The 25805-nt window shown below is 30.3% G+C and carries 21 protein-coding genes; 3 read left to right on the top strand and 18 right to left on the bottom strand.

Annotated features, from left to right (window positions below):
• Nucleotides 1–142 precede the first annotated feature (142 nt).
• From adhE to CLOTH_RS05565, 5 genes are all read right to left on the bottom strand, one after another.
• Nucleotides 143–2743 carry a bifunctional acetaldehyde-CoA/alcohol dehydrogenase gene (gene adhE / locus CLOTH_RS05545; RefSeq protein ID WP_079411977.1) on the bottom strand — a complete coding sequence of 867 codons (2601 nt, stop codon included), beginning with the start codon at nt 2741–2743 and terminating at the stop codon, nt 143–145.
• A gap of 263 nt (nt 2744–3006) precedes the next feature.
• Entirely contained in the window at nt 3007–3552 is a 546-nt protein-coding gene (locus tag CLOTH_RS05550; RefSeq protein ID WP_079411979.1) for a DUF1097 domain-containing protein, read from the bottom strand.
• A gap of 79 nt (nt 3553–3631) precedes the next feature.
• Nucleotides 3632–4258 (bottom strand): FMN-dependent NADH-azoreductase, encoded by a 627-nt coding sequence (locus CLOTH_RS05555; protein ID WP_079411981.1) that lies wholly within the window; start codon nt 4256–4258, stop codon nt 3632–3634.
• 102 nt (nt 4259–4360) lie between these two features.
• Complete coding sequence (locus CLOTH_RS05560; protein ID WP_079411983.1) at nt 4361–6853, bottom strand: ABC transporter substrate-binding protein; 2493 nt, start codon at nt 6851–6853, stop codon at nt 4361–4363.
• 106 nt (nt 6854–6959) lie between these two features.
• On the bottom strand, nt 6960–7550 hold the full coding sequence (locus CLOTH_RS05565) for a DUF4230 domain-containing protein (protein WP_079411985.1): 591 nt from the start codon (nt 7548–7550) through the stop codon (nt 6960–6962).
• 81 nt (nt 7551–7631) lie between these two features.
• Here CLOTH_RS05565 and CLOTH_RS05570 point away from each other — a divergent pair, with 81 nt between their 5' ends.
• Complete coding sequence (locus CLOTH_RS05570; protein ID WP_079411987.1) at nt 7632–9242, top strand: putative manganese-dependent inorganic diphosphatase; 1611 nt, start codon at nt 7632–7634, stop codon at nt 9240–9242.
• 30 nt (nt 9243–9272) lie between these two features.
• Here CLOTH_RS05570 and CLOTH_RS05575 read toward each other — a convergent pair whose 3' ends face one another.
• The 5 genes from CLOTH_RS05575 to pcrA form a co-directional block, all read right to left on the bottom strand.
• Nucleotides 9273–9797 (bottom strand): peptidylprolyl isomerase, encoded by a 525-nt coding sequence (locus CLOTH_RS05575; RefSeq protein ID WP_456297648.1) that lies wholly within the window; start codon nt 9795–9797, stop codon nt 9273–9275.
• Between the two features lie 38 nt (nt 9798–9835).
• Complete coding sequence (locus CLOTH_RS05580) at nt 9836–10426, bottom strand: AAA family ATPase (RefSeq protein WP_079411992.1); 591 nt, start codon at nt 10424–10426, stop codon at nt 9836–9838.
• Between the two features lie 117 nt (nt 10427–10543).
• Nucleotides 10544–11053 (bottom strand): flavin reductase family protein, encoded by a 510-nt coding sequence (locus CLOTH_RS05585; protein WP_079411993.1) that lies wholly within the window; start codon nt 11051–11053, stop codon nt 10544–10546.
• Nucleotides 11054–11063: 10 nt separating this feature from the next.
• Nucleotides 11064–11840 carry a patatin-like phospholipase family protein gene (locus CLOTH_RS05590; protein WP_079411995.1) on the bottom strand — a complete coding sequence of 259 codons (777 nt, stop codon included), beginning with the start codon at nt 11838–11840 and terminating at the stop codon, nt 11064–11066.
• Nucleotides 11841–11854: 14 nt separating this feature from the next.
• A complete protein-coding gene (pcrA, locus tag CLOTH_RS05595; protein WP_079411996.1) occupies nt 11855–14032 on the bottom strand; it encodes a DNA helicase PcrA in 2178 nt (725 codons plus the stop codon).
• Nucleotides 14033–14141: 109 nt separating this feature from the next.
• Between pcrA and CLOTH_RS05600 the strand changes: the two genes are divergently transcribed.
• Nucleotides 14142–14321 (top strand): hypothetical protein, encoded by a 180-nt coding sequence (locus CLOTH_RS05600; RefSeq protein ID WP_079411998.1) that lies wholly within the window; start codon nt 14142–14144, stop codon nt 14319–14321.
• A 31-nt stretch (nt 14322–14352) separates the two neighbouring features.
• Here CLOTH_RS05600 and CLOTH_RS05605 read toward each other — a convergent pair whose 3' ends face one another.
• Together CLOTH_RS05605 and CLOTH_RS05610 are read right to left on the bottom strand one after the other, a co-directional pair.
• Nucleotides 14353–15726, bottom strand: coding sequence for an MATE family efflux transporter (locus CLOTH_RS05605; RefSeq protein WP_079412000.1), 1374 nt, complete (start codon nt 15724–15726; stop codon nt 14353–14355).
• 522 nt (nt 15727–16248) lie between these two features.
• Entirely contained in the window at nt 16249–16497 is a 249-nt protein-coding gene (locus tag CLOTH_RS05610; protein ID WP_143715428.1) for a hypothetical protein, read from the bottom strand.
• Between the two features lie 394 nt (nt 16498–16891).
• Between CLOTH_RS05610 and CLOTH_RS05615 the strand changes: the two genes are divergently transcribed.
• On the top strand, nt 16892–17743 hold the full coding sequence (locus tag CLOTH_RS05615) for a hypothetical protein (RefSeq protein WP_079412002.1): 852 nt from the start codon (nt 16892–16894) through the stop codon (nt 17741–17743).
• 418 nt (nt 17744–18161) lie between these two features.
• Here CLOTH_RS05615 and CLOTH_RS05620 read toward each other — a convergent pair whose 3' ends face one another.
• From CLOTH_RS05620 to carB, 6 genes are all read right to left on the bottom strand, one after another.
• The gene (locus CLOTH_RS05620) at nt 18162–18869 is read right to left on the bottom strand and encodes an ABC transporter ATP-binding protein (protein ID WP_079412004.1); all 708 of its coding nucleotides are present in this window, start codon (nt 18867–18869) and stop codon (nt 18162–18164) included.
• A complete protein-coding gene (locus CLOTH_RS05625) occupies nt 18863–19639 on the bottom strand; it encodes an ABC transporter ATP-binding protein (RefSeq protein WP_079412005.1) in 777 nt (258 codons plus the stop codon). Before CLOTH_RS05625 ends, CLOTH_RS05620 begins: the two co-directional genes overlap by 7 nt.
• Nucleotide 19640: 1 nt before the next feature.
• On the bottom strand, nt 19641–20522 hold the full coding sequence (locus CLOTH_RS05630; RefSeq protein WP_079412007.1) for a branched-chain amino acid ABC transporter permease: 882 nt from the start codon (nt 20520–20522) through the stop codon (nt 19641–19643).
• 11 nt (nt 20523–20533) lie between these two features.
• The gene (locus tag CLOTH_RS05635; protein WP_079412009.1) at nt 20534–21412 is read right to left on the bottom strand and encodes a branched-chain amino acid ABC transporter permease; all 879 of its coding nucleotides are present in this window, start codon (nt 21410–21412) and stop codon (nt 20534–20536) included.
• A gap of 62 nt (nt 21413–21474) precedes the next feature.
• Nucleotides 21475–22635: an ABC transporter substrate-binding protein gene (locus tag CLOTH_RS05640; RefSeq protein WP_331722022.1), complete on the bottom strand. Its 1161-nt coding sequence runs from the start codon at nt 22633–22635 to the stop codon at nt 21475–21477.
• Nucleotides 22636–22736: 101 nt separating this feature from the next.
• Nucleotides 22737–25805, bottom strand: coding sequence for a carbamoyl-phosphate synthase large subunit (gene carB, locus CLOTH_RS05645; protein WP_079412012.1), 3069 nt, complete (start codon nt 25803–25805; stop codon nt 22737–22739).

Below are 25805 nucleotides of genomic sequence, written 5' to 3' on the forward strand. Positions count from 1 at the left end.
TAAAGGAAGAAACCAAATTCCAAAGGGAAGTTATCTCTAATAAGTCCATCCGACTCCAACATATAAATCCGAAAAGATTTTTCTGTAAATTTCTACAAAGAGGCTAACCTATATAGGCTAGCCTCTTTCTAAACATACTCGTTTATTTACTTGTTTTTCCATAAGCTTTTTTATATATTTCTGCAAGTTCACTAACTAATGGTAGCTTTGGATTAGCTCCTGTACACTGATCTTCAAAAGCCTTATCTGCAAGCTCATCTATTTTACTAAAGTACTCTTTTTCATCAATTCCACATTCTCTAACTGTAGAAGATATATTAAGCTCTTTTAAAAGATCTTTTATAGCATTTATTAGTGATTTTACACCTTCTTCAACTGTATCAGATTTTAGTCCTAAGGCCTTAGCTATTTGTGCGTATTTTTTATCTGCTATAAACTCTTTATATTTAGGGAATGCTGTTAATTTACTTGGTTTTGATGCGTTATATTCTATTACATGAGGAAGTAATATTGCATTTGCTCTACCATGTGGTATATGGAACTGACCTCCTAGTTTATGTGCTAAAGAATGATTTATTCCAAGGAATGCATTTGTAAATGCCATTCCAGCCATAGCAGATGCATTGTGCATTTTTTCTCTTGCTTCTTTATCATTTCCATTTTTATATGCTCTAGGAAGATATTCAAATACAAGTTGTATGGCCTTTATAGCTAATGCATCTGTAAAATCTGTTGCCATTATAGAAACATAAGCTTCTATCGCATGTGTAAGCACATCCATACCAGTATCTGCTGTTACGCTCTTTGGAACACTCATTACAAAACTTGGATCTAATATCGCAACATCTGGAGTTAACTCGTAATCTGCAAGAGGATATTTTGTATTATTTTTCTTATCTGTTATAACTGTAAACGCTGTAACTTCTGAACCTGTTCCAGATGTAGTTGGTATAGCTACTAACTTAGAGTGATTTCCTAATTTAGGGAATTTGAATGTTCTCTTTCTTATATCCATAAACTTAAGTTTAAGAGCATTAAAGTCTAAATCTGGATGTTCATAGAATAACCACATTCCCTTAGCGGCATCTATAGGAGATCCACCACCTAGAGCTATTATGGTATCAGGTTTGAATTTTCTCATTAAGTTAGCTCCATTCATAACTGTTTCAACTGATGGATCTGGCTCTACATCTGAGAATACTTCTACCATAACAGGATTTCTTCTTTTTCTTAAGTGATATAACACTTTATCTACATAACCAAGTTCTGCCATTACTTTATCTGTAACTATAACCACTCTATCTACATTTGGCATCTTAGTCAAATACTGAACTGATCCAAATTCATGATATATTCTTTCTGGAAGCTTAAACCACTGCATATTTACTCTTCTTTTCGTAACTTTCTTTACATTTACAAGATTTACTGCTGATACATTGTCCGTTGTTGAGTTATTTCCCATTGAACCACATCCTAATGTAAGTGATGGTATATTTGTATTATATATATCTCCTATAGCTCCATGAGTTGATGGTGCATTTACAATAAGTCTTCCAGCTCTTACCTTATTTGAAAATTCATTTATAACCTTATCATTATTTGAATGTATAACAGCTGAATGTCCTAATCCACCAAACTCTGTCATTTCTATTGCTCTTTGAATTCCTTCTTTGCTATTTTTAACTTTATAACAAGCTAATATAGGGCTTAATTTTTCTCTTGATAATGGATATTTTTCTCCTACACCTTCTAAATTTGCAACTAATATTTTTGTGTTTTCTGAAACATTTATTCCAGCCATCTTAGCTATTTCATAAGCACTTTGTCCAACTATCGCTGAGTTTATTGAGCATTTGTTTTCATCTATCGCAAACTTTTCAAGTTTTTGTGTTTCTTCTTTATTTAAGAAATAGCAGTCATATCTTTTCATTAAAGCTACTACATCATCATATATTTCTTCATCTATTATAACTGCTTGTTCTGATGCACATATCATTCCATTATCAAATGTCTTAGATAAAACTAAATCATTTACAGCTTGACTTACATCTGCGCTTTTTTCTATATAACAAGGAACATTACCTGCTCCTACTCCTAATGCTGGTTTTCCTGATGAATATGCAGCTTTAACCATTCCAGGTCCTCCTGTTGCTAATATAAGAGATACTCCTGAATGATTCATAAGCATATTCGATGCTTCTATCGATGGCTTATCTATCCATTGAATACAATCTTCTGGTGCTCCAGCTTTTATAGCAGCTTCTTTTACTATTCTTGCTGCTTCACTTGAGCACTTTTGAGCCGATGGGTGAAAACTAAATATAATTGGATTTCTAGTTTTCATTGCTATTATAGCTTTAAACATTGTAGTTGATGTAGGATTTGTAACAGGAGTAACTCCAGCTATAACCCCTATAGGTTCTGCTATTAAGCTATATCCTTCTTCTTCATTTTCTTCTATTACTCCTACTGTTTTATTGTACTTTATGCTATTGTATATGTATTCTGTAGCAAATATATTTTTTATTATTTTATCTTCATAAACTCCTCTTTTTGTTTCTTCAACAGCCATTTTAGCAAGCTCCATGTGATTTTCAATTCCTGCCATTGCCATTTCTTTTATAATGTTATCAACTGTTTCTTGATCTATATTCATAAACTCATCTTTTGCCTTGTTTGCCTTTAATACTAAATCATCAATCATAACCTTAACATCATTTTTTTGTTTTACTTCTTTAGACATAATACCATCTCCTTTGTTTGATAAATATCTAACCATGTTTGACTTAATAATACATATTATTTTATATTTTGTCAATCATTTTTCTATATTTTTCTAGATTTTTGTGCGGAAAACGTTTGTATTTAACCCTTCCTACTATTTATTTTTGTTGTTTTTTTATTATCAATCGTTATTTTTACATGTATAAATCTTATGTTATAATTTTATGTTTGATATTGTTTTATCATTTGTGTATAATGAAAAAGGGACCATTTGGTCCCTTTTTATGCCTTTTTCATCTCAACATTATTATCTATATTTTTATTTTTTATCTTAGCTGCAAGTTTCGAAGCTTGATCACAGAAGTATCCAAGTATAGCTCCACAAAGTAGTCCAATCGCAGCCATTTTATAATCTCCGTTTAGAGCAAATGTTATAAAGCATCCTATGAAACACGCAGGAACGGAAGATAGAATTTCAAATTTTGATTGGTAAATTACACATACAGTAACAATTCCTGTAGTGATTATTATTCCCATAGCAGGTATTCCTATTAAGTTACTTACATATATAGAAGTTGTAGCCCAGAATATTCCACTTAAATTGCTTATATATGATTTTATTGCATTTTTAAGGGGGTCTTTTTCTCCAACTACGAAGTAACTTGTGCAACCTGCAAATCCTACCCATGTAAATATTCCACTTAGAAAGCTTGCTGTTCCCCATGCCGTACATACGATACCCGTAAGAATTGCTGCTAATAATAATTCGCTAATAAGAATCAGTCCTTTCCTTCTAGTCTCTGAAGAATATATTATATCAACAAAGATTAAAAAAGAAAAGGACTTTTCTACATATTTCTACATGTTATTATGTTTTTTAATATATAATTTATATTCTTATTTTACATTAGAATGTATGGGCAATATCCTTTGCTCTTTTGAGTGCTTCTTGTTTTATTTCATCGCTTTCACTTGGATTTTTGCCCATACCTTCTATAAATATTGATTCTATAGATGTAATTCCAAGGAAATTTAGTATAAATCTTATATACTTATCTCCAAAGTCTACTTCTCCATTGTTATGCTTATAATAAATATCTCCACTTGATTGAATATGAAGAGCCTTTTTGTTGTCTAAAAGTCCTATCGGCCCATCTTCTGTATACTTAAATGTCTTTCCTGCAATACAGATTGTATCTATATAAGCTTTCATAATAGGAGGTATACTAAAATTCCACATAGGATTAATAAATACATACTTATCAGCTGAGACGAACTCATCTGATAGTTGATTTATTCTATCTATCTTTTTTCTTTCACTATCTGTTAAATCTTCTCCTTTTGCAAGCTTTCCCCATCCATTAAATACATCTTCATCTATATACGGTATATCGATTTTATAAAGGTCAAGCTCTACTACCTCATCATTTGGGTTTTTGCTTTTGTATATGTCTAAAAACTCATCTCCTACTTGTAAACTGTAGGACTGGCTTTCAACTTTAGGATTAGCTACAATATAAAGTAATTTAGCCATATTCATCCTCCTCTTTGTTTTAAATATTAGCTAATTAAAACCTAACATTTAAAGTATATCCATATTCATCGGAATATATATCAAGAAGGATGACAAAAGTCTTTATCTTTTTTCTAGTATTATATCTTCGTACCTTACTTTTCCTATTGGATTTAATACTACATTTGATACGCTATCTTTGTGTATATATGCTGTCTTTGGGTGATACAGTAGTATCCACGGCGCATCTTCAAGTATAATATCTTGTATTTTTTCATACATACTAGTTCTCTTCAAAGGATTTATAATTTTTTTGGCTTCATCCATAAGCTGAACAACCTCAGGATTGTCGTATCCACAGAAGTTTGTGTAATTACTCGGGTGGAATAAAGGCTCTAGATAATTATCTGGATCTCCTGTATCTGCAATCCATCCCATTATGAATAAATCACTCTTAGCTATACTTTCTGGTTTTAGATAATTTTCTTTAGGGACTTGAATTATCTGACACTCTATTCCTATTTCTTTTAAGTCTTTTACAATAAATTCTATAGTCTTTTCGTTATTTGTCTTTTTATTAGTATCATTTTTTTGAATTATTATTTTGAGTTTTTCATTTATCCTTCCAACTCCAGACCTTTGAAGTATTTCTTTAGCTTTTCTTAAATCATATCTAAATCCTGAAATATTTTTATTATCTAATATAGTAGTTGGAAATACCCCTTTTGCTTCAGATGCCATATTGCTCATTACATCTTGTATTATTCTTTGTTTGTTTATAGCATAGTTTATAGCTTTTCTTACATCTTTATTTCTTGCAAATATGGAATTTGATTTTAGGTTAAATCCACAAAATACTGTGGTCATAACGTCTTGAGTTTTTATTTTATTTTCATATTTTGTAGTTTTGAATTCATCTATAGATATATTATTGTTTAGTATAACAAAGTCATATTTATCATCTATTATATTTTGTATAATATTCTCATCATTATAAACAACTTCAATCTTGTCCACATAAGGTGCTCCTCCAAAGTATCCTTTACAAGCTGAAAGTATATACTTACTATCATCCTTGTGTTCTATTTTGTAAGGACCACATCCTGTAAACACTCCTTTTAGTACATCTTCTTTTGCTAGTACAACACAGCAAGGTTGTGCTAAATTAAGTAAAAATCCACTATAAGAATTTTCTAGTTTTATAGATAGTCTATATCTATCAAGCACTTTTATTCCACTAACTTCTCTAGCCTTGCCCTCCATGTAATCCTTAGCTCCGTCTATAGGTGCTAAAAACCAATTATTCGGTGATTTAAGAGAAGGACTTAGTACTCTTTCTAATGAATATTTAACATCTTCTGCTGTAACTTCTCTTCCATTATGGAATTTTGATCCTTTCCTTAAATTAAATATCCAAGTTAAGTTGTCTTCCTCCACATACCAACTCTTAGCTATTCCAGGCATTATATTTGTAGATTCACCCTGAGTTAGAAGTCCTAAATGTATATTGGTAAATATTCTAGAGCTTTCTTGATCAAATGCAATAGCTGGATCTAGTGTGGATATATCATTATTTATCCACGTTGTAAGTTTATATTCTTCATTAGCACTTCTTGCATTGAATATATTATCAGTTACATTCACTAAGTCTTTAGATGTTTTAGATAGCATTTGTATAGAAGATTTTGTATGTTCAGTACTCATAAGAGCTATCTCTGTCATTGATATTACTTTTTCAGATACCGTTCTCATGTATTCTGTAGATTCCATTACCTTTTGAAGATTGTTAGTTTGATCATTTATTGCACTATTTATCTCTTTTGTAACATCTGTTGTAGCACTTACTGACTGTATTATATTATTAAATACAGTATTTGTATCATTTGCTATTATTACTCCTTCTTTTACCTTAGCACTACTTTCATCCATAGCCTCTATAGTCTTTCCTATGCTATGCTCTATTTGTTTTATAGTTTTTGATATTTCCTCAACAGATTCATTACTTCTTTGTGCTAACTTTCTTACTTCATCTGCAACAACAGAAAATCCTCTACCTGCCTCTCCTGCTCTTGCAGCTTCTATCGCAGCATTTAACGCTAAAAGATTTGTTTGATTTGCTATATCTTTTATTATTTTAAGCATTCCTTCTATCTGCGTTGATTGACTGCTTAAAGAGTTTACTACATTTTTTATATATTCAACTGAATTTTCTATTTCATTCATAGCTTTAATAGAGTTGTCAACAGCTACACTTCCCTGTTTTGCAACTTCCATTGTATGATTAGCTATTTCTTTTGAGCTTTCAGTGTTAGCATGAACTTGCTGAACAAATGCATAATAGTTTCTAACTTCATCTATAACATTATTAACAGATTCCATTTGGAATTCTGCATTTTTAGATATATTGTTTATAGTATTAATTAAATTTTCTATTGAAAAGTCAGTTTCTTCTACTCTTTTGGATATTTTTTCTATTGTTGTTTTTTGATTCCTCATTAAAAGAACATTGCAACTTGGTTGTTCATCTTGTAATGTTAAAACTTTGCTTGCTGCAATTTCTTCATAAAGTTCTTCACTGTGTGAACTCCTTGATTTTGAGAAAAATTTTGAAATCATCTTTTGTCCCCCCTAACAAACTGTATGATTTTATATTATATCATCAATTTGTATAATAATCTAACTTTTGCAAATCTTTTTTATGTTTCAAATGTACTAAAAATTTTTATTTAAATATTATATCTATATCTTCATACCCCAAGTCTTTTAGAAATTCTTCTAAGAAAGTTTTTGCATTATTTGTTGCCTCATCTAAAAAACCTTTACTTATTAACTCTTTTTCTATAATCACTTTTTCGGTAGATATTTCATCTAGCATATCTTGTAAGCTCAATTTATTAAATATAGCGTTTTTTTCATCATATACATACACATTTCTTTCATCAACATTATGTTCTAGTATTACAGGTTTATTTAGTTCAATTTTTATGCTGTCTTTATTTATACTTGCTACATTAATTTCATCTAATTTTATACCAGCTTTTATATATCCTTCGTATTTTATTAGAAATGATTTTTGAGTAAATGGTATTTCTATTTCTTTTATTTTTTTAGTTTCCTTAAATGACACTATATTACTGTAATAATATTTGGTAGTAGCAAGTTCAGATATTGTAGATAATTTTTCCATGATAATCGTGGAATCTTTCTCCTTAAAATTTCCATAGTTTTTATTAATCATATAAATGCCTATAAAAGCTAATGATATAATTACAACAAGTATTATTGCTTTTATTTTATTTAAATTTTTAATCACTATAACACCACCCTTTCAACATATCTGATATAATCAGTATATTAAAGTAAAGTGTAAATATTAACCAAAGGAGGCCTAAAATTGTCTATATTAATATTTGGACACAAAAACCCAGATACAGATTCTGTGGCATCTAGTATTGCATTTTCAAACCTTAAAAGAAAATTAGGATACGAAACTATCCCTTGTGTTCTAGGAAATATAAGTAAAGAATCTAAGTTTGCTTTAGATTATTTCAAAGTAGAACATCCTAAAGTAATAAAAAATGTAAAGATACAAATAAAGGATTTAAGCTATGATAAGATAGAAGGAATTTCTCCAAATATTTCTATACTATCTGCATACAAGCTCATGGAAAGCAAAAATATAAGAACTTTACCTATAGTAGATGAAAATAACAAGCTTTTAGGCATAGTTACTATGAAAGATATAGCTATGGATCTTATAAAAGGAGATTTCTATACTTTAAATACTTCTTTATCTAATATACTTAATGACTTAGACGGAGAAATTCTAGTTGGAGATGAATTTCTTGTTTTTGGAAAAATATCTGTACTAGCTTATTATTATGAAACAGTAAAGAAAGGTCATTTAGATAAAGATAGTATAATAATCGTAGGAGATAGATATGACATTATAGAGCACTGTATAAATTCGAAGGTAAAGCTTATTATATTAACAGGAAGTAAAGATTTGCCTGAAAAGTACATATCTTTAGCAAAGGCAAATCATGTTCCTATAATATCTGTTCCTACTGATACTTATACTACTTCAAAACTTATAAACCAGTGCAACTACATTTCGTCTATAATGAGAAGAAATATTATAAAATTTGATGAAAATGAATATATAGAGGAAATAACAGATGATGTAATAGTTAATAACCTTAGAAACTACCCTATCGTTAGAGATAACAATATATTTTTGGGATTCTTAGGTAGAAAGCACTTAATAAATCCTAGTAAGAAAAAGGTTATATTAGTAGATCATAATGAATACTCTCAAAGTGCCGAAGGGTTAAATGAAGCTGAAATACTAGAGATTGTTGACCACCATAAGATAGGTGATATATATACATCTATGCCTATAAATTTTAGAAATATGCCCGTTGGAAGCACTTGTACTATAATATACAATATGTTCAAGGAGCAAAATGTAGATATAGATTATAAAACTGCTGGAATTTTAATTTCTGGTATAATATCAGACACCTTACTTTTCAAATCGCCTACTACAACAGTTCTTGATAGAAAGGCCGTTAGTGAGCTTAACGAGGTTGTTAATATAGATATAAATACATTTGCAATGGATATGTTCAAAGCTGGTACTTCTCTTGAAGGATTTACTATAGATGAAATCTTTTATAGAGATTTTAAAGAGTTTAATATCGAAGGAACTAAAGCTGGAATGGGTCAAGTGTTTACACTTGATATAGAAGATGTTTTCAATAGAAAAGATGAGTTTATAAATTTCATAGAAAAAGTTCACGAAGACAAAGGTTATTTCTTAACACTTCTTGTTGTAACAGATATATTAAAGGAAGGTTCTTATTTGCTTTATAAATGCGAAAATAATAGCTTAATGTCTATTGCTTTTGGTATTTCTGAGCAAGGGTCTTTCGTTGAAAATCTAGTTTCTAGAAAAAAACAAGTAGTTCCGAAGATATCTGAAAGCATTAAGATAATAAAATAGGAAGAAACGTTAATTTCTTCCTATTTTCTGTTAGTTTTTCTCTACTTCTCCGTATTCTACTCCAAAAGTTTCAACTGTTACATTTTTCATTCTTTGGTCTTCAAGTGGTCTATCCATGTGATTTGTTGTAACACTTACTATTCTATCTACTTCTTCCATTCCACTTATAACTCTACCAAAAGAAGCATATTGCCCATCTAAATGAGGAGATTTTGCAACCATTATAAAGAATTGTGATCCAGCAGAATTAGGCATTGAAGATCTTGCCATAGATATTACTCCTCTTTCATGCTTTAGGTTATTGGTGAACCCATTCATTGAGAATTCTCCTTTTATTGAGTATCCAGGTCCACCCATACCAGTTCCATTTGGGCATCCTCCTTGAATCATAAATCCAGGTATTACCCTGTGGAATATAAGTCCATTATAGTATCCTTTTTTAACTAAAGATATAAAGTTTCTAACTGTATTTGGTGCAATATGTGGATATAATTCTATTTCTATCTTATTTCCATTTTCCATTTCTATAGTAACTATTGGATTTTTTTGCATAATATCTCTCCTTTTTATGTATTTGAAAAAGAAGCTGATTTTTACTCAGCTTCATCACACAATTCTAATGTTTCTTTGTACTCAAGTCCTAATACTGAAAGTATCTTTTTAGCCCTTTCTTTTGTGCTTCCTGTAATTTCCATAAACTTTACATTTTCACTCTTTAAGAAAGTTAGTATAGCATCATCTACTGATTTTGCAATCTCTTCATCTTGCCATCTTACTCCATCTTGAACGTATCCAAATTCTCTTGGAACATAGAATATATAGTCATAATTTTGAATATCTTCTATAGCTAGTGAATAAAGATCTTTTAGTATTTCTATTTCTTTTTTGCTTCTATCTTTATTGCCTAGCATAAATCTACCGTACACATACGGTATAAAAGTAGCATAATCAGTAAGTGCATATTCAAAATCAGACAAACCGTCTTCTAATTTCTTTTGTCCTAAATATATTCCATATTGCTCTGCTATACTTTCAATCATACCTTTTTCTTTTAAATACTCAGTTGAATATTCAAAGGCACAACCTACATCTAATCCTAATATTTTCATTTCAACATAAAGATGCTGAATTAATGTAGTTTTACCACATCTTGGTCCACCTAGTATTGCAACTCTTTTAGCCATCTAACATTCACTCCGTAACCTTATATTTTTTAAGACGACTAATTTATTATACTAGTTTTTAGATGTATATTCAACCTAAGTATAAAAAGAATTTATGTATTTTCATATTTTACCAAACTAATCATTCATATATACAGATAATATTTCTCCATAATACAAAACATGGTAATCTCCATCTGGATAACATTTGTCTTTTACATTATTGTCCAAAAATCCATCTTCATTCATTTCTTGCTTGTATACTACTTTGCATTCCATATAAAGATCACACTCTTTTATTATCGGTGCATCCACATTTTTAGATTCTAATGGGTTTAAGTTACAGTCTTTAAATTTATCTATATCTCTTCCTGATTTTCTTCCACATATAGATAATTCATTCTTTAAGTCATTATTTATAGGGAAGCTAACTGTAAATTCATTCGACCTTTCTATTATGTCATAAGTATATCTTGAATATCTAACCATAGCTGTAAATATCGGTTTGTTCCACATATATCCTATAGATCCCCAAGCTATAGTCATAGTGTTTGTATTTCCATCTTTGTCTTTAACTGTTATAAATGCCCCTCTTTGAAGTTGCTCTAGCATTTCTTTAGACATATCACTAAATTTCATTTCTCTCATATTTTCCCTCCTAGAGTTTTATGTTCTCACTTAACTTATACCCTTCATGAAATAAATTTATACAAAATTCTTTTTCAAATCTCAGTGTATCTCTAGGTTCTAAATTACTCTCTGGACTTATTATAATTATATCTTCTTTGTTATAACTATCTAAAATATGCTCTGAGGCTTCATAATTATTTCTAAGAGGTATTATTATTAATTTCTCAACTTTATTATCTATAAAGGGGCTTAATAATGTATTATTTATTAAGCCTCCATCTAAGGAAAATCCGTCATATATTCCATTTTGTAAATCATATTTGAATTCTTCAGATAATCTCTTAAAATCAAATTCTCTTACAATATCATTCATAACCTTGCTTTTACCAGTTCTATATGGAAGTAATGAGCTATATTTTATGGAATCTAAAGCTTTTTCACAATCTAATTTAGTAATATCAACTATTACTTCTCTTATATTTTTATCTATAACATCTATATAATTTACATATACAGACTTTATAGCTTCATCTTTTCCAGTAAGGTTTCTTAATATATTCATTAGATTTGAATTTTCTATTACATTTTCTGTACATATGGTGTTTTTAAAGCTTTCCTCATCTACATTTTCCCAAGTTTCTTTAAGTTTTTCTATACATCCTCTGTATACAAAGTATGAATTTATAGCTCCTATTGATGTTCCACAAACTATGTCAAATCTTACTCCCCTTTTATATAGTCCATAAATAACTCCTGCTTGAAAAGCTCCTTTTGCTCCTCCACCAGGCAAGCAAAGCCCAAGCATACCATCAACCCCTTTTAAATTATTTCTAAACTTACATATTCTATGTTTATACTTTTTATCCCTTTATTCTCGAACGCTATGTTTACAGTAGAACCTATTTTACTTACAACTGTTCCTATTCCAAATTTTGGATGACGAACTTTAGATCCTAACTTTATTTCTCCATTTTGAACATTTTCTTTCTTTTTATCAATTTTATATTTTTCTCTGTATTTTTCTAGTAAGCTTGGAGTAGTATCAACTTTATTGTTTGTATTTTTTGTGTTAGTGCTTAAATTATCTATATAATCACTAGGAATCTCATCTATAAATCTAGAACTTCTAGAATAATTAGTCTTTCCATAAATAGTTCTCATAAGTGCATGTGTTAGGTATACTTTTTTCATACCTCTTGTTATTCCTACATAACAAAGCCTTCTTTCTTCCTCAAGTTCTAAATCATCTATTAATGCCCTAGATGTTGGGAATATCCCCTCTTCCATACCTGCTAAAAACACTACAGGAAACTCAAGACCTTTAGCACTATGAAGAGTCATAAGCGATACAAAATTCATATCTTCATCTAAAGAATCAAGATCAGAAACTAAAGATACAGAAGCTAAGAAAGTTTCAAGGTCTTTTTCTTCACTAGTATTTTCAAACTCTATAGCAACAGATATAAATTCCTTTAAGTTTTCTATTCTAGTTTGACTTTCTATATCTCCTTCTTTTTCTAGCTCTTTTATATATCCAGTGTTGTCTAATATTTTCTCTATTAATTTACTTACAGGATATATTTCTTTCATAGCCATAAATGTAGATATTATAGTTGTAAATTCATTAATCTTACTCTTTGCTCTTGTTGATATATCCGATATACTATCTACATCTAATAATACAGAATAAATGCTTTCTCCTTTTAATATTGCTATATCTTCTATTTTTTCTAAAGTCTTAAGACCTATTCCTCTTTTTGGAACATTTATTATTCTCTTTACACTTATATCATCAAGTGGATTCTGTATAGTTCTCAAATACCCTAGTAAATCTTTTATTTCTTTTCTTTCATAGAATTTTATTCCACCATATATTTTATATGGTATATTCTGCTTTATTAATGCTTCTTCTATTGCACGTGATTGAGCATTTGTTCTATATAAAATAGCGAAATCACTGTATTTTTTGTTTTCATTTTTCACTTGTTTAGCTATATTGTGAGCTATAAAGTCTCCTTCTTCTCTTTCGTCATTAGCTTTAAATAAAGATATTTTATCTCCAGATTCATTTTCAGTCCAAAGTTTCTTTCTTTTTCTAGTGCTATTGTTGTATATAACAGTATTAGCAGCATCTAATATAGTTTGAGTTGATCTATAGTTTTGCTCAAGCTTTACTATGTGTACATCATCAAAATCTCTCTCAAACTCTAATATATTTCTTATATCTGCTCCTCTCCAGCCATATATAGATTGATCATCATCTCCTACAACACATAGATTCTTGTGTTTTGAAGAAAGTAGATGAATAAATTTGTACTGAGCTTTATTAGTATCTTGATACTCATCCACCATTATATATTTGAATTTTCTTTGATAAAAGTCCAAAACTCCCTCATTTTTTTCAAACAGCTCTATAGTCTTCATTATAAGATCGTCAAAGTCTAGTGAGTTATTTCTAAGCAGTCTTTCTTGATAAAGAGAGTATATAGATGCTATTTTATTCATTCTAAGATCGCCTTCATGTATCTTACTAAACTTTTTAGGAGTAATTAATTTATCTTTAGCATCTGATATATAGTTTATGACAGTTTTAGGCTCGTACATTTTTTCATTTATATTAAGTTCTTTCATACAACTCTTTATTAAAGTTAATTGATCTGCTCTATCGTATATAACAAAAGATCTTGAATATCCTATTTTATCTATATCTTTTCTAAGTATCTTTACACAGCATGAGTGAAATGTGCTTATCCACATATCTTTAGATTTAGATCCTATTATTTCCTCTACTCTTTCCTTCATTTCATTAGCAGCTTTATTAGTGAATGTTATGGCTAATATATTAGCTGGGTGTACACTTAAATTTTGTATTAAGTGAGCTATTCTATTTGTCAAAACCCTAGTTTTTCCTGATCCTGCTCCAGCTAGTATCAAAACTGGGCCTTCTGTCCTAAGTACAGCTTCTTTTTGCATGGGATTTAAATTATCTATATTCATAAGTGCCTCCTTGTAAACTTTGCAGTAAATATATTTTAATTCAATTTATAAATTTTTTTAAGGTTATTTTTTTTATTATATGAAAGACTAATATTAAGGAGGGATGACAATGAAAGCTAAAAATCCTAATGATTCAATTCAAGCTACCTATAACGCAGAAAAGTATAAAGTTATAGAAAGACCTTTAACAGGACTTGTTATGCCGCTTGATATGAAAAGAGATTTTGACTGCATTGATTCAGTTAGGTTTTCTGAGGGCGAATCTTTAGTTGAAGATGATAAAAAGTAAAATATAGTGCAGGGTACCCTGCACTATATTTTCAGTTTTCATTTATTAAATCATTGTCTTGTATTTTGCCACTATCTAACTTTTTCATTTCAATGAATAACACTATAAATGTTAATATAAAAGCTAGAAAATCTGATATAGGAGATGCAAGCCATACTCCTTCAAGTCCTAAAAACTTAGGCATTATAATAAGAACTGGAATTAGAAATAAAACTTGTCTTGATAAACTCAAGAACATAGAATATTTAGCTTTTCCAACTGCTTGAAAATAATTTGATCCCACTATTTGAAATCCTACTATAGGAAGCATTCTCAAAGCAGCTTTCATTCCGTGAGCACCTATCTTTATCAAATCCTTATCCTCATTATTAAAAATCATTATTAAATTCTCAGGGTATCTCATAACAACTATAAATCCAACAATACATATTACTGTCGATGCTAGAATTGAGTATTTTAGCGTTTCCTTAACTCTATCATATTCTCTAGCACCGTAGTTATATCCTATTATAGGCTGTGAGCCTTGATTGATTCCGAATATAGGCATTAGTATGAACATACTTATACTATTTATTATACCCATTGCTGCTATAGCAGAATCTCCACCATAAGTATATAAATTCCTATTTAAAATTACAACTATTACACTTGCTGCTATCTGCATAGAAAAAGGTGCAAGACCTATAGCAATAATTTCTTTAACTATCCTCATATGAAGCTTTAAGTTCTTTAAGTGTATCTTTAAACTACTCTTTCCTCCAAAGAAATACCAAAGAACCCAAACAGATGATATAGCCTGAGAAATCACAGTAGCAATTGCAGCTCCTCTAATTCCCATACCAAATGTGAATATAAATAAAGGATCTAATGCAATATTAGCCAAAGCTCCTATTACCATAGTGTACATTGCTATTTTAGGATTTCCTTCAGCTCTTATAAATCCATTCATCCCAAATCCTATACTTTGGAATATACTTCCCATAAGTATAATAACTAAATACTCTCTAGCATAAGGCAAAACAGTACTACTTGCTCCAAACCTTATAAGTATCGGATTTACAAATATAAGTCCAAGTACGGTCATTATTATAGATGTGAGTATCAAAAGAGAAAGTGCATTTCCTAGAATTATCTCAGCTTCTTCGCCCTTTTTTTCTCCTAGTCTAATAGAAATCAAAGATGTAGCTCCAATTCCTATAAGCATACCAAAAGCCATTATTATAATCATAATAGGAAAACTAACAGTAATTCCAGTAAGTGCTATAGATCCTACTCCTCTTCCTATAAATATTCTATCTACAACATTGTATATAGAGTTTACTATCATTCCAACGATAGCCGGAATAGAAAACTTCAATAAAAGCTTTCCTATTTTTTCTTCTCCAAGTTGTTTTGAATGGTCCAAATCCAAATCCTCCTATATAATTATCATAACTTATATTTTATCTTTATTTTGATACTTGTGTCAATTTATATATATCCAATTTTAGCGTTCTCCAAAATGCTTCCGTTGGAATATTTTCATAAGTCTATAGATTCTTCTATTATTTACACGAAAATTTTGGTCTTGATTCAATTTTATGGTTATCTAATGATATAATAACATATATCTCCTTGACATCAATATAACAGCTAAATGCTTAAGCAAATCTTCATCAGGACGATGCTTTTCAATAGCTTTGATTTTCCCCGATCTGAGATCTGCCAAATAGAACAAAGTCTTTCTTTAGAAAGATTTTAAAAGAATACTTTGTTGAAACACATTACGTAAATTATAACTTCCCCACAATTTATTAAAGTACATAATTTCCTATGTGTTATAAAAAACTCTCCTTGTAGTACACAGTTTTTATTATTTTAACTGTCTGCAACAAGGAGAACATAGCAACTTGGTTGGATATTCATTTCATTAATGGTTTTATTTTTATTATTTTTTTCTACGATGAGTTAAATAAATTAATAAAAATATTATTGTAGGTATATTTGCTAATAAAAATGCTACAAGACCTACAAGGAATGTCATAGCCTGTAGAAGGTATAATAATGAAAATAAAAAGTTAATTGTAGGCAATATTAAACCAGGTATCTTACTTTCTTTCTTTGATAAAAATATTTGCAATAATATTATAGGGATGAGTGAAAGAATACCTGTAATACCATATAAAAATACATGCATAAACTAACCTCCCTTACTGTTTTTTTATATTCTAAAATTAAAGTTTTGGCTGTATCAAAATTTATTTTATCCTGTAAAACAAGTTTTTTATAAATACTATATGTGGCTCGCTTATATTGCTTTCATTTAATTCTATTTTCTCAATTAATCTGTTTAGTTTTAATATCACAGTTCTATAAGTACATTATATGCACTAGCTACTTTTTTCAGGAAGCAGAAGATAATATAAATTTTAATAAAATAATATATGCATACATTAATAAAGTTAAAGACGTAATATATATTATACTATAATATTTTGGTTTAAAGATGGTTATTTTATCTGGTATAATAGAAGTGGTTTATTGAAAATAACACCAAATATGTAAACGATAAGTGAAAGGGGTAGAGAATCGTGAGTTTATTTAAGAAAAAAGTTTCTTCTGTCGTATTAATTTTAACGTTATTATTTTCAAGTGGAGTAGAAACAATTAATGCATTTGCAGATTCAAACAAACAAATAACACAAACTACTTCAAGTACAATAAATAATAATGATGTAGAATCGGCAAATAAAAAAATAGACAATACAATAGATAAATTGATTAATTATCTAGATAATAAAAATGTTATGGCATTAGATGATAATATAATTGATGATTTCTTTCAAAATCAGCTTGATGAATCAGAAAAAATAACAGATAAGGAAATTGTATCGTTAATTAATAAATCTAACCAGAAGACTAATAATCTAAAAATAAAAGGATATTCAACCGAAGATATATTACAAACTCAAGTAACGAAATCAGTAGTTGTTAATGACAGTATAAAAATAGAAGTTTTAAGTAATGGTATTTTTACAGTAGAAGAGTTGACTGAAAATGGCGAAAATGAAGCAATATCTATTCTAGCTGCATCTACTACTCAAACTTCATCTGCTAGAAAAGATTATTACAGCTGGGTAGGAATACATATATTTACAGTATCAGCAATTGGTACATTCACTTATAATGGTTCAATATGTACTCTCAACAGCGGAACAAATAATTCATATATAAAAAGAGGAACATTGTCAATCTGGGGAGTTAGTAATCAGTCAACAAGCGGTGGATCTAGAGGAACTAGTGCATATGCTAAAATCTCTGCGAATTTACATATAGGATTTGCAGTTGGTGGAGGGATGCTAACCCTTCAAGATCTATATGTTATGCATGAAGTATTAGTTGATAAAGCTGGTAAGGTAACTAGAACTATGACAGCTGTTTAGATTAAAGAATAAGAATGTGTAGAAAATTAGAGAAAATGTTTTATTCTATTATTACATCAAAGTTACAATATAGATAATCCCTGAATAAATAAAAAAACTTCAACTGGAAGTGAACATACCTCTGTCAATTAGACAGTTTGACATCAATATAATCTTTAGCATCGTCCTGCTTAAGCAAATCTTCATCAGGACGATGCTTTTCAATAGCTTTGATTTTCTCCAATCTGAGATCTGCCAAATAGAACAAAGTCTTTCTTTAGAAAGATTTTAAAAGAATACTTTGTTGAAACACATTACGTAAATTATAACTTCCCCACAATTTATTAAAGTACATAATTTCCTATGTGTTGTAAAAAACTCTCCTTGTAGTACACAGTTTTGTCTACAACAAGGAGAATATATCATAATAGGTCATTTGTTATTTTTTCTTTCCTAAATAAGCTTCTTGTATAGAATCATCATTTATCAGATCCTTTGCGTATCCTTTTTTTACTATTTTTCCTTGCTCTAATATATAAGCTTTATCTGCTATAGATAATGCTTTATAAGCATTTTGTTCAACTAATAGTATTGTTTTGTTCATTTTTTTTATTTCTTCTATTATTTCAAATATAGTTTTTATCAAAAGAGGTGCCAACCCTAAAGAAGGTTCATCTAAAAGTATAATATCAGGATTACTCATAAGTCCTCTTCCCATAGCTAACATCTGCTGTTCTCCACCAGATAATGTTCCTGCCATTTGAGTTATTCTTTCTTTTAGTCTAGGAAATAGATTATACACATCTTCTAAGTCTCTTTCTATCTTTTCCTTATCATTTCTAAGGTAAGTCCCCATAAGTAAATTCTCTTTAACTGTAAGATTGGCAAATATATGTCTTCCCTCTGGAACTTGGCAAATACCTTCCTTAACTATCTTGTGTGGCAGCTTTGGAATTTCTTTTCCCTTATATGTTATTGTTCCTTCCCTTGGCTTTACTATACCAGAAATACTATTTAAAAGTGTAGACTTACCAGCTCCATTTGATCCTATTATAGATACTATTTCACCTTGACTAACCTCTATATCTACACCTTTTAATGCGTGAATACCTCCGTAATAAACGTTAAGATTTTCTACTTTTAACAAGATGTATCCTCCTTTCCAAGGTAAGCTTCTACCACGCTACTATTTTCTTGTATCTCTCTTGGAGTTCCCTGTGCAAGCTTTCTTCCAAAATTCAAAACTAATATGTTGTCACATATTCCCATTATAAGATCCATATGATGCTCTATTACAACGACTGTTAAATCAAATCTATCTCTTATCTCTTTTATAAGGTGCATAAGCTGTATTGTTTCTTCTGGATTCATTCCAGCTGCAGGCTCATCTAGTAGAAGTAGCTTTGGCTTTAATGCAAGAGCTCTACCTATCTCAAGTCTTCTTTGAAGTCCGTAAGGTAAATTTCCGGCTATATCATCTTTTCTATCCCAAAGTCCCATTATCTTTATAAGCTCATCTGCTTGCTTTATTAATTCACTTTCCTCTGTCTTAAATTTTTTATTTCTCATTATAGAATCTACTAAAGAATAATTAGAATTATTGTGACATGCTGTTAGAATATTTTCATAAGTAGTGAGCTTTTTGAAAAGTCTTATATTCTGAAATGTTCTAGTTATACCACATTCTGCAACTTGAAAAGGTTGTAAATTATCTATTCTTTTATCTTCAAATAGCATTTCACCATCTGTTATCTTATAAATTCCAGTTATAAGATTAAATATCGTAGTCTTTCCTGCCCCATTAGGTCCTATAAGTCCAAATATACTTCCTTTTTCTACTTCAAAGTCTACATTCCCTACAGCTGTCAGACCTCCAAACTGCTTAGTTATATTTTTTATTTTAAGTATCTTATCCAATCTAATCAGCCCCCGTTTCACTTTTTCTTCTAGATAATCTAGAGAACAGCTTCTTTATGTTGCTAATAGTTATCTCATATCCACCCATTAATCCTTGTGGTCTGCTTATCATTATAAAAATAACTGCTGCTCCATAAACAACCAATCTCCACTGCGAAAAAGTTCTAAGCATTTCTGGTAAGGCTGTAAGAGTCAATGCTCCTATTATACTTCCTGATATACTTCCAAGTCCTCCAAATATTACTATTATTGTGAGTTCCGTTGATTTTATTAGTTGAAACATTCTTGGCTGCAAAAATCCTAAATAATGAGCAAGCATACCTCCTGCAACACCTGCATAAGCAGCACTTATAGCAAGAGATGTTAATTTGTATTTAAATACATTTATTCCTACTATCTGAGATGCCATTTCTTCTTCTCTTATTGCCTTCATATTTCTACCATGTCGAGATTTTATTATGTTAACGAGAATTATTATTCCTATTATATTGATTATTGCTACATTCATTAGATTAGTTTTCATAGGAATTCCAGCCCAACCTCTAGCACCACCAAAATATTGTATATTATCTAATATAAGTCTTATAGCCTCTCCAAATCCAAGTGTAGCTATACAGAAATAATCCCCTTTAAGGTTTAGTGTTAATTTACCTATTATAAGACTTATCAAGCTAGCTGAAAGCCCTCCTATCAAAAGTGCAGGTATAAAAGGAATTCCAAAATTCACTGTCATCATGGCAGTAATATATCCACCTATAGCCATAAATCCTGCATGACCAAATGAAAACAATCCCGTAAAGCCTGTAAGTAGTGATAATCCAAGCACAGCAAGTAAATTTATTCCAGATAATATCAAAATACCTTGTATATAAAACCAATCCATAATATACCTCCTTATGCCTTATCCTCAGTAGATTTGCCCATTATACCTGTTGGCTTTACTACCAATACAAATATTAATAGTGCAAATGCTATGAGATCTCTATATTGAGATGATATATAACCGGATGTAAGCGTTTCTATTATTCCTAATAAAATAGATCCTATAACTGCTCCTGGAAGACTTCCTAATCCCCCAAATACTGCTGCGATAAACGATTTCATAGTTATAAAACCTATTTGAGGATAAACAGTATATTTCATTCCAAATAAAACTCCAGCAATTCCAGCTAAAAATCCTCCAAGTGCAAATACTATGAATATAATTCTATTTGTATCTACCCCCATTAGCGTACTTGCTTTTATGCTATATGAAGTTGCTCTAATTGCCATTCCTGTTTTCGTTTTTTCTATTATATATATAAGGATTGATAAGCTTATTGCTGATATTATGAACATGGTCAAATCTAATCTTCCAATTGAAATCCCACCTATATTTATAGGAGTTGATGAGAATACTGCCGGATATGTTCTAAATGTAGGCCCTATAGTTGCTACAACTATATTTTCTAAGAATATAGACGCTCCCATAGCAGATATTATAAAGTATAAAAACGGAGCATTTCTTTTTCTAAGTGGGCTATATGCTACTTTTTCAACACTTACTGCCAAAATAGCAGTACCTACTCCAGCTAGTAAAAAAGAAATAAAAAATGGTAAATTCAGAATTGTCATTAAGAAAAATCCTATGTATGCACCTATCATTATAACTCCACCATGTGCAAAGTTACTAAAATTCATAATACTATAAACAAGAGAATATCCTACTGCCATAAGTGCATAAACGCTTCCTATCGAAAGCCCATTTATTATCTGTTGCAAAAAAGAATTCATATTTTCCCTCCCCCTCAATTTATTGACCTTTAGAACAAAAGAGGGATTTCTCCCTCTTTAAATTATTTAACTCCGTATTTTTCTTGGAATTTATATCCACCATTTTCAATTTTAATTATCGCAGCTTCTTTTCCTTCTGGATTATGAGTATCCTTGCTTATATTTATTTGACCAGTTATACCCTTTACACTTGTTGTTGAAAGAGCTTCTGCTATAGCTGCAGAATCTAAGCTATTAGCTTTTATTACAGCTGCTTCTAGTAATTTAACTGCATCGTGAGCTAAGAATCCATTTATTTCTATGGCTTTATTGTGTTTTGATTCGTAAGCTTTTTTAAATTCTTGAACATCTGGATCATCAAAGTCTAAGTGATTAACTACATAGCTTCCTTCTATAGCATCTTTTGCCATTTCTAGAAGTTGATCAGATGGCCATCCATCTCCTCCCATTAATACTGCATCTATTCCTAATTCTCTAGCTTGATTTGCACTTAAAGCAACTTCTTTATAGAAATACGGCATAAATATTACATCTGGATTAGCATCTTTTATTTTACTTAATTGAGGTCTAAAGTCTACATCACCAAATTTAAATCCTTCTTTAGCTACTATTTCTCCACCCTTTTCCACAAAGTTCTTTTCAAAGAACTCTGTAAGTCCTTGTGAATAATCATCAGTTATATCGTATAATATAGCAGCTCTTTTGAATCCTAAAACCTCAGCAGCGTATCCAGCAGCAACTGCTCCTTGATAAGGATCTATAAAGCATACTCTAAAGTTATAAGGTTTTACCTTATCATCTACAACTGTTACCTTAGGATTTGTAGCAACTGTTGCTATACTTGCAACTTTCATTTCTTCAAGTACTCCAGATATAGATATTGCCTGACCACTTGAATTTGGACCAATTATAGCTATAACTTTGTCTTGAGATGTAAGTCTTCTAACTGCATTTACAGCTTCCATTGCATCCCCACGAGTATCATAACCAATAACTTCTACTTTCTTTCCTAAAAGTCCACCATTGTTGTTTATTTCTTCTACCATCATCTTAACTGCATTAAATTCGCAAGTTCCCCAAACTGCTTGATCACCAGTTAAAGACCCTATCCATCCTATCTTTACAGTGTCTGAGTCTGAAGAGTTACCAGGTGTACATCCTGTAAGCACTACACTCATAAGTACGATTAAGGAAGTAATTAGAGCTGCAAACCTTCTTTTCAAATCCATCCCCCCATTGATTTTGTATTTATGAAACAACTTCCATAATCTAACCTATGAATATAAAATGTGATTTATTCTAAAAAAAAGAAGGGCCAAGGCCCCTAGCTAATGAAATACTCTTTTATATCTGTATAATCAATTTCTACATCTTTTCGCTTTAGATATATAGCTTTCAAAAATAATCTTGCAGTGTCTAAAGATGTGAATATAGGAATTTTATGTTCTATTGCAGATTTTCTTATCTTAAATCCTTCTCTTTGCGGAATATTACCTTTAGTTGGTGTATTAATTATTATGTCTATGCCTTTTGATGCTATTTGATTACTTAAATTTTTAAGTTCTATTATTTCGCAATCTATATTGTTTTTCATAAGGAATTCATAGGTTCCTCTAGAGCCATATATCTTAAATCCAAGATCTACGTAGTTCTTTATAACTAGTAGCCCTTCATCTTTATCTACATCTCTAAGTGATATATACAAAGATCCACTTTTAGGTACTGTAAGATTTGCTCCTACAAATCCTTTATATATAGCAATGTCTAACTCCTTATCTATTCCTAGTACTTCACCTGTAGATTTCATCTCCGGTCCTAGATGCATATCAGCCCCTACTATCTTCTCGCTTGAGAAAACAGGTACCTTAACAGCGTGAAGATTTTTATCTTTCATAAGTCCAGTTCCATAAGTATAATCACTTAACTTTTTACCTAACATTAAGTTAGTAGCTATTTTCACCATAGGAACTTGTGTCACTTTACTCAGTATAGGTACGGTTCTTGAAGCTCTAGGATTAACTTCTATAACATATATATTTTCTCCATCGTACACATATTGTATGTTTATAAGGCCTACAGTTTTAAGTCCTATACTTATCTTTTTTGTATATTCAACTAAAGTGTCTATCACATCATCACTTAAACTAACTGGTGGATATAAGCTTATACTATCTCCTGAGTGAACTCCTGTCCTTTCTACATGCTCCATAATTCCAGGTATTAATATATCATCTCCATCACATATTGCATCTACTTCTATTTCTATCCCCCTTATGTATTTATCTATAAGTACAGGGTGATCTTTTGATATATTGACTGCTTGCCTCATGTAACTTATAAGTGATTCTTCATCATACACCACTTGCATAGCTCTTCCACCTATAACATAAGAAGGTCTAACAACAAGTGGGTATCCTAGCTTCTTTGATATATTGATAGCTTCATTTGTATCACTAGCTATATCACCTTTAGGAGCCTTTATATTTATACTCTCTAAGAATTTTCCAAACTTATCTCTGTCTTCTGCTAAATCTATATACTCAAAAGGTGTTCCTAATATACTAACTTTATTTTCATGTAGCTTCTTAGCAAGATTTATTGAAGTCTGACCACCAAATTGAACTATAACTCCCTTTGGCTTTTCTTTGTTTATTATATCCATTACATAATCTATCTGAAGTGGTTCAAAATATAATTTATCTGCAATGTCAAAGTCTGTACTTACGGTTTCAGGATTGTTGTTAATCATTATAGCTTCATATCCAGCTTCTTTACTACCTAGTACTCCATGAACACAACAATAGTCAAATTCTATTCCCTGCCCTATTTTTATAGGCCCTGAACCTAATATAATTATTTTTTCATTATTAGATATTTCATTTTCATCTTCTTCATCATAGCATGAGTAATAGTATGGAGTTTTCGCATCAAATTCTCCACCACAAGTATCTACCATTTTATAAACTAAAGATTTATTTTTATTATTTTCTTTAGACACTATATTTTTTATCTTATACAAAAACCACTTATCTATCTTTGTTATATTGTATATTTCATCTATATCAATGCCTATTCTTATTGCATGTGCTATTGCAAATATTCTTTCGTGGTCGCAAGCTTTTATCTTAGCAATTATTTCTTCTTTTTTCATATTTATCATAGTTTTATTTTCTAAATTATTTATTTCTGTGTCTAGTGACCTTACAGCCTTCAAAAGTGCATCTTCAAAGCTCCTACTTATAGCCATTACTTCTCCTGTTGCTTTCATCTGAGTTCCCAATCTTTTTTCTGAAGTTGTAAATTTATCAAATGGAAACTTAGGAATCTTTAGTACTACATAATCTAATGTCGGTTCAAAGCATGCACTTGAATTTCTAGTTACACTATTTCTAAGCTCATCTAAACTATATCCTAGTGCTATCTTTGCACTTATCTTAGCAATTGGATATCCCGTAGCCTTTGATGCAAGAGCACTTGACCTGCTAACTCTTGGGTTAACCTCTATAACTATATATCTGTTGCTATGTGGATCTAATGCAAATTGTACATTACATCCACCTTGTACATTTAGATTTCTAACTATATTTATAGATGAGCTTCTTAGCATTTGGTACTCTTTATCTCTCAACGTCTGAGATGGAGCTACAACTATACTATCTCCAGTATGCACTCCTACTGGATCTAGATTTTCCATGTTACATACTATTATACAATTGTCTTTGCCATCTCTTATAACTTCATATTCTATTTCCTTCCAACCTGCAACACTTTGTTCTAGAAGTATCTGCCCTATAGGACTACTTTTTATTCCATTTGTACATATTCTTATAAGTTCTTCATAATTGTTTGCTATACCCCCACCTGTTCCACCTAAAGTATATGCAGGTCTTATTATTACAGGGTATCCATTTTCCTTAACAAACTCTACACATTCATTTATGCTTTGAGCTATTATACTATTTGCCACAGGTTCTCCTATACTTTCCATAAGTTCTTTGAACTTTTCTCTATCTTCTGCTTTTTTTATTGTCTCGCTACTTGTTCCAAGTAACTTAACATTATATTTTTCTAATATCTTAGCATCATATAGTTTCATAGCTAGATTTAGAGCTGTTTGCCCGCCAAATCCAGCAAGTATTCCATCGGGTCTTTCTTTTTGTATTATCTTTTCTATACTTTCTAAGTTTATAGGCTCTATATATACCTTATCTGCTACATCAGAATCTGTCATTATTGTAGCTGGGTTGCTATTTACAAGTATTGTTTCTATTCCTTCTTCTTTTATTGCTCTACACGCTTGAGTTCCAGAGTAGTCAAACTCTGCTGCTTGTCCTATTATTATAGGTCCAGAACCTATTATCATAACTTTTTTAAGGTCTTTATTTAATGGCAT

The organism is Alkalithermobacter paradoxus, assembly GCA_002029295.1.
Classification (GTDB): domain Bacteria; phylum Bacillota; class Clostridia; order Peptostreptococcales; family Peptostreptococcaceae; genus Alkalithermobacter; species Alkalithermobacter paradoxus.

What these genes read in the sequence shown, in the direction of transcription:
- pcrA (WP_079411996.1), bottom strand. Translation starts at nt 14,032, where the DNA reads ATGAATATAGATAATTTAAATCCCATGCAAAAAGAAGCTGTACTTAGG.
- CLOTH_RS05635 (WP_079412009.1), bottom strand. Translation starts at nt 21,412, where the DNA reads ATGAATTCTTTTTTGCAACAGATAATAAATGGGCTTTCGATAGGAAGC.
- CLOTH_RS05555 (WP_079411981.1), bottom strand. Translation starts at nt 4,258, where the DNA reads ATGGCTAAATTACTTTATATTGTAGCTAATCCTAAAGTTGAAAGCCAG.
- CLOTH_RS05580 (WP_079411992.1), bottom strand. Translation starts at nt 10,426, where the DNA reads ATGGCTAAAAGAGTTGCAATACTAGGTGGACCAAGATGTGGTAAAACT.
- CLOTH_RS05560 (WP_079411983.1), bottom strand. Translation starts at nt 6,853, where the DNA reads ATGATTTCAAAATTTTTCTCAAAATCAAGGAGTTCACACAGTGAAGAA.
- adhE (WP_079411977.1), bottom strand. Translation starts at nt 2,743, where the DNA reads ATGTCTAAAGAAGTAAAACAAAAAAATGATGTTAAGGTTATGATTGAT.
- CLOTH_RS05600 (WP_079411998.1), top strand. Translation starts at nt 14,142, where the DNA reads ATGAAAGCTAAAAATCCTAATGATTCAATTCAAGCTACCTATAACGCA.
- CLOTH_RS05585 (WP_079411993.1), bottom strand. Translation starts at nt 11,053, where the DNA reads ATGAGAGAAATGAAATTTAGTGATATGTCTAAAGAAATGCTAGAGCAA.
- CLOTH_RS05610 (WP_143715428.1), bottom strand. Translation starts at nt 16,497, where the DNA reads ATGCATGTATTTTTATATGGTATTACAGGTATTCTTTCACTCATCCCT.
- CLOTH_RS05630 (WP_079412007.1), bottom strand. Translation starts at nt 20,522, where the DNA reads ATGGATTGGTTTTATATACAAGGTATTTTGATATTATCTGGAATAAAT.
- carB (WP_079412012.1), bottom strand. Translation starts at nt 25,805, where the DNA reads ATGCCATTAAATAAAGACCTTAAAAAAGTTATGATAATAGGTTCTGGA.
- CLOTH_RS05590 (WP_079411995.1), bottom strand. Translation starts at nt 11,840, where the DNA reads ATGCTTGGGCTTTGCTTGCCTGGTGGAGGAGCAAAAGGAGCTTTTCAA.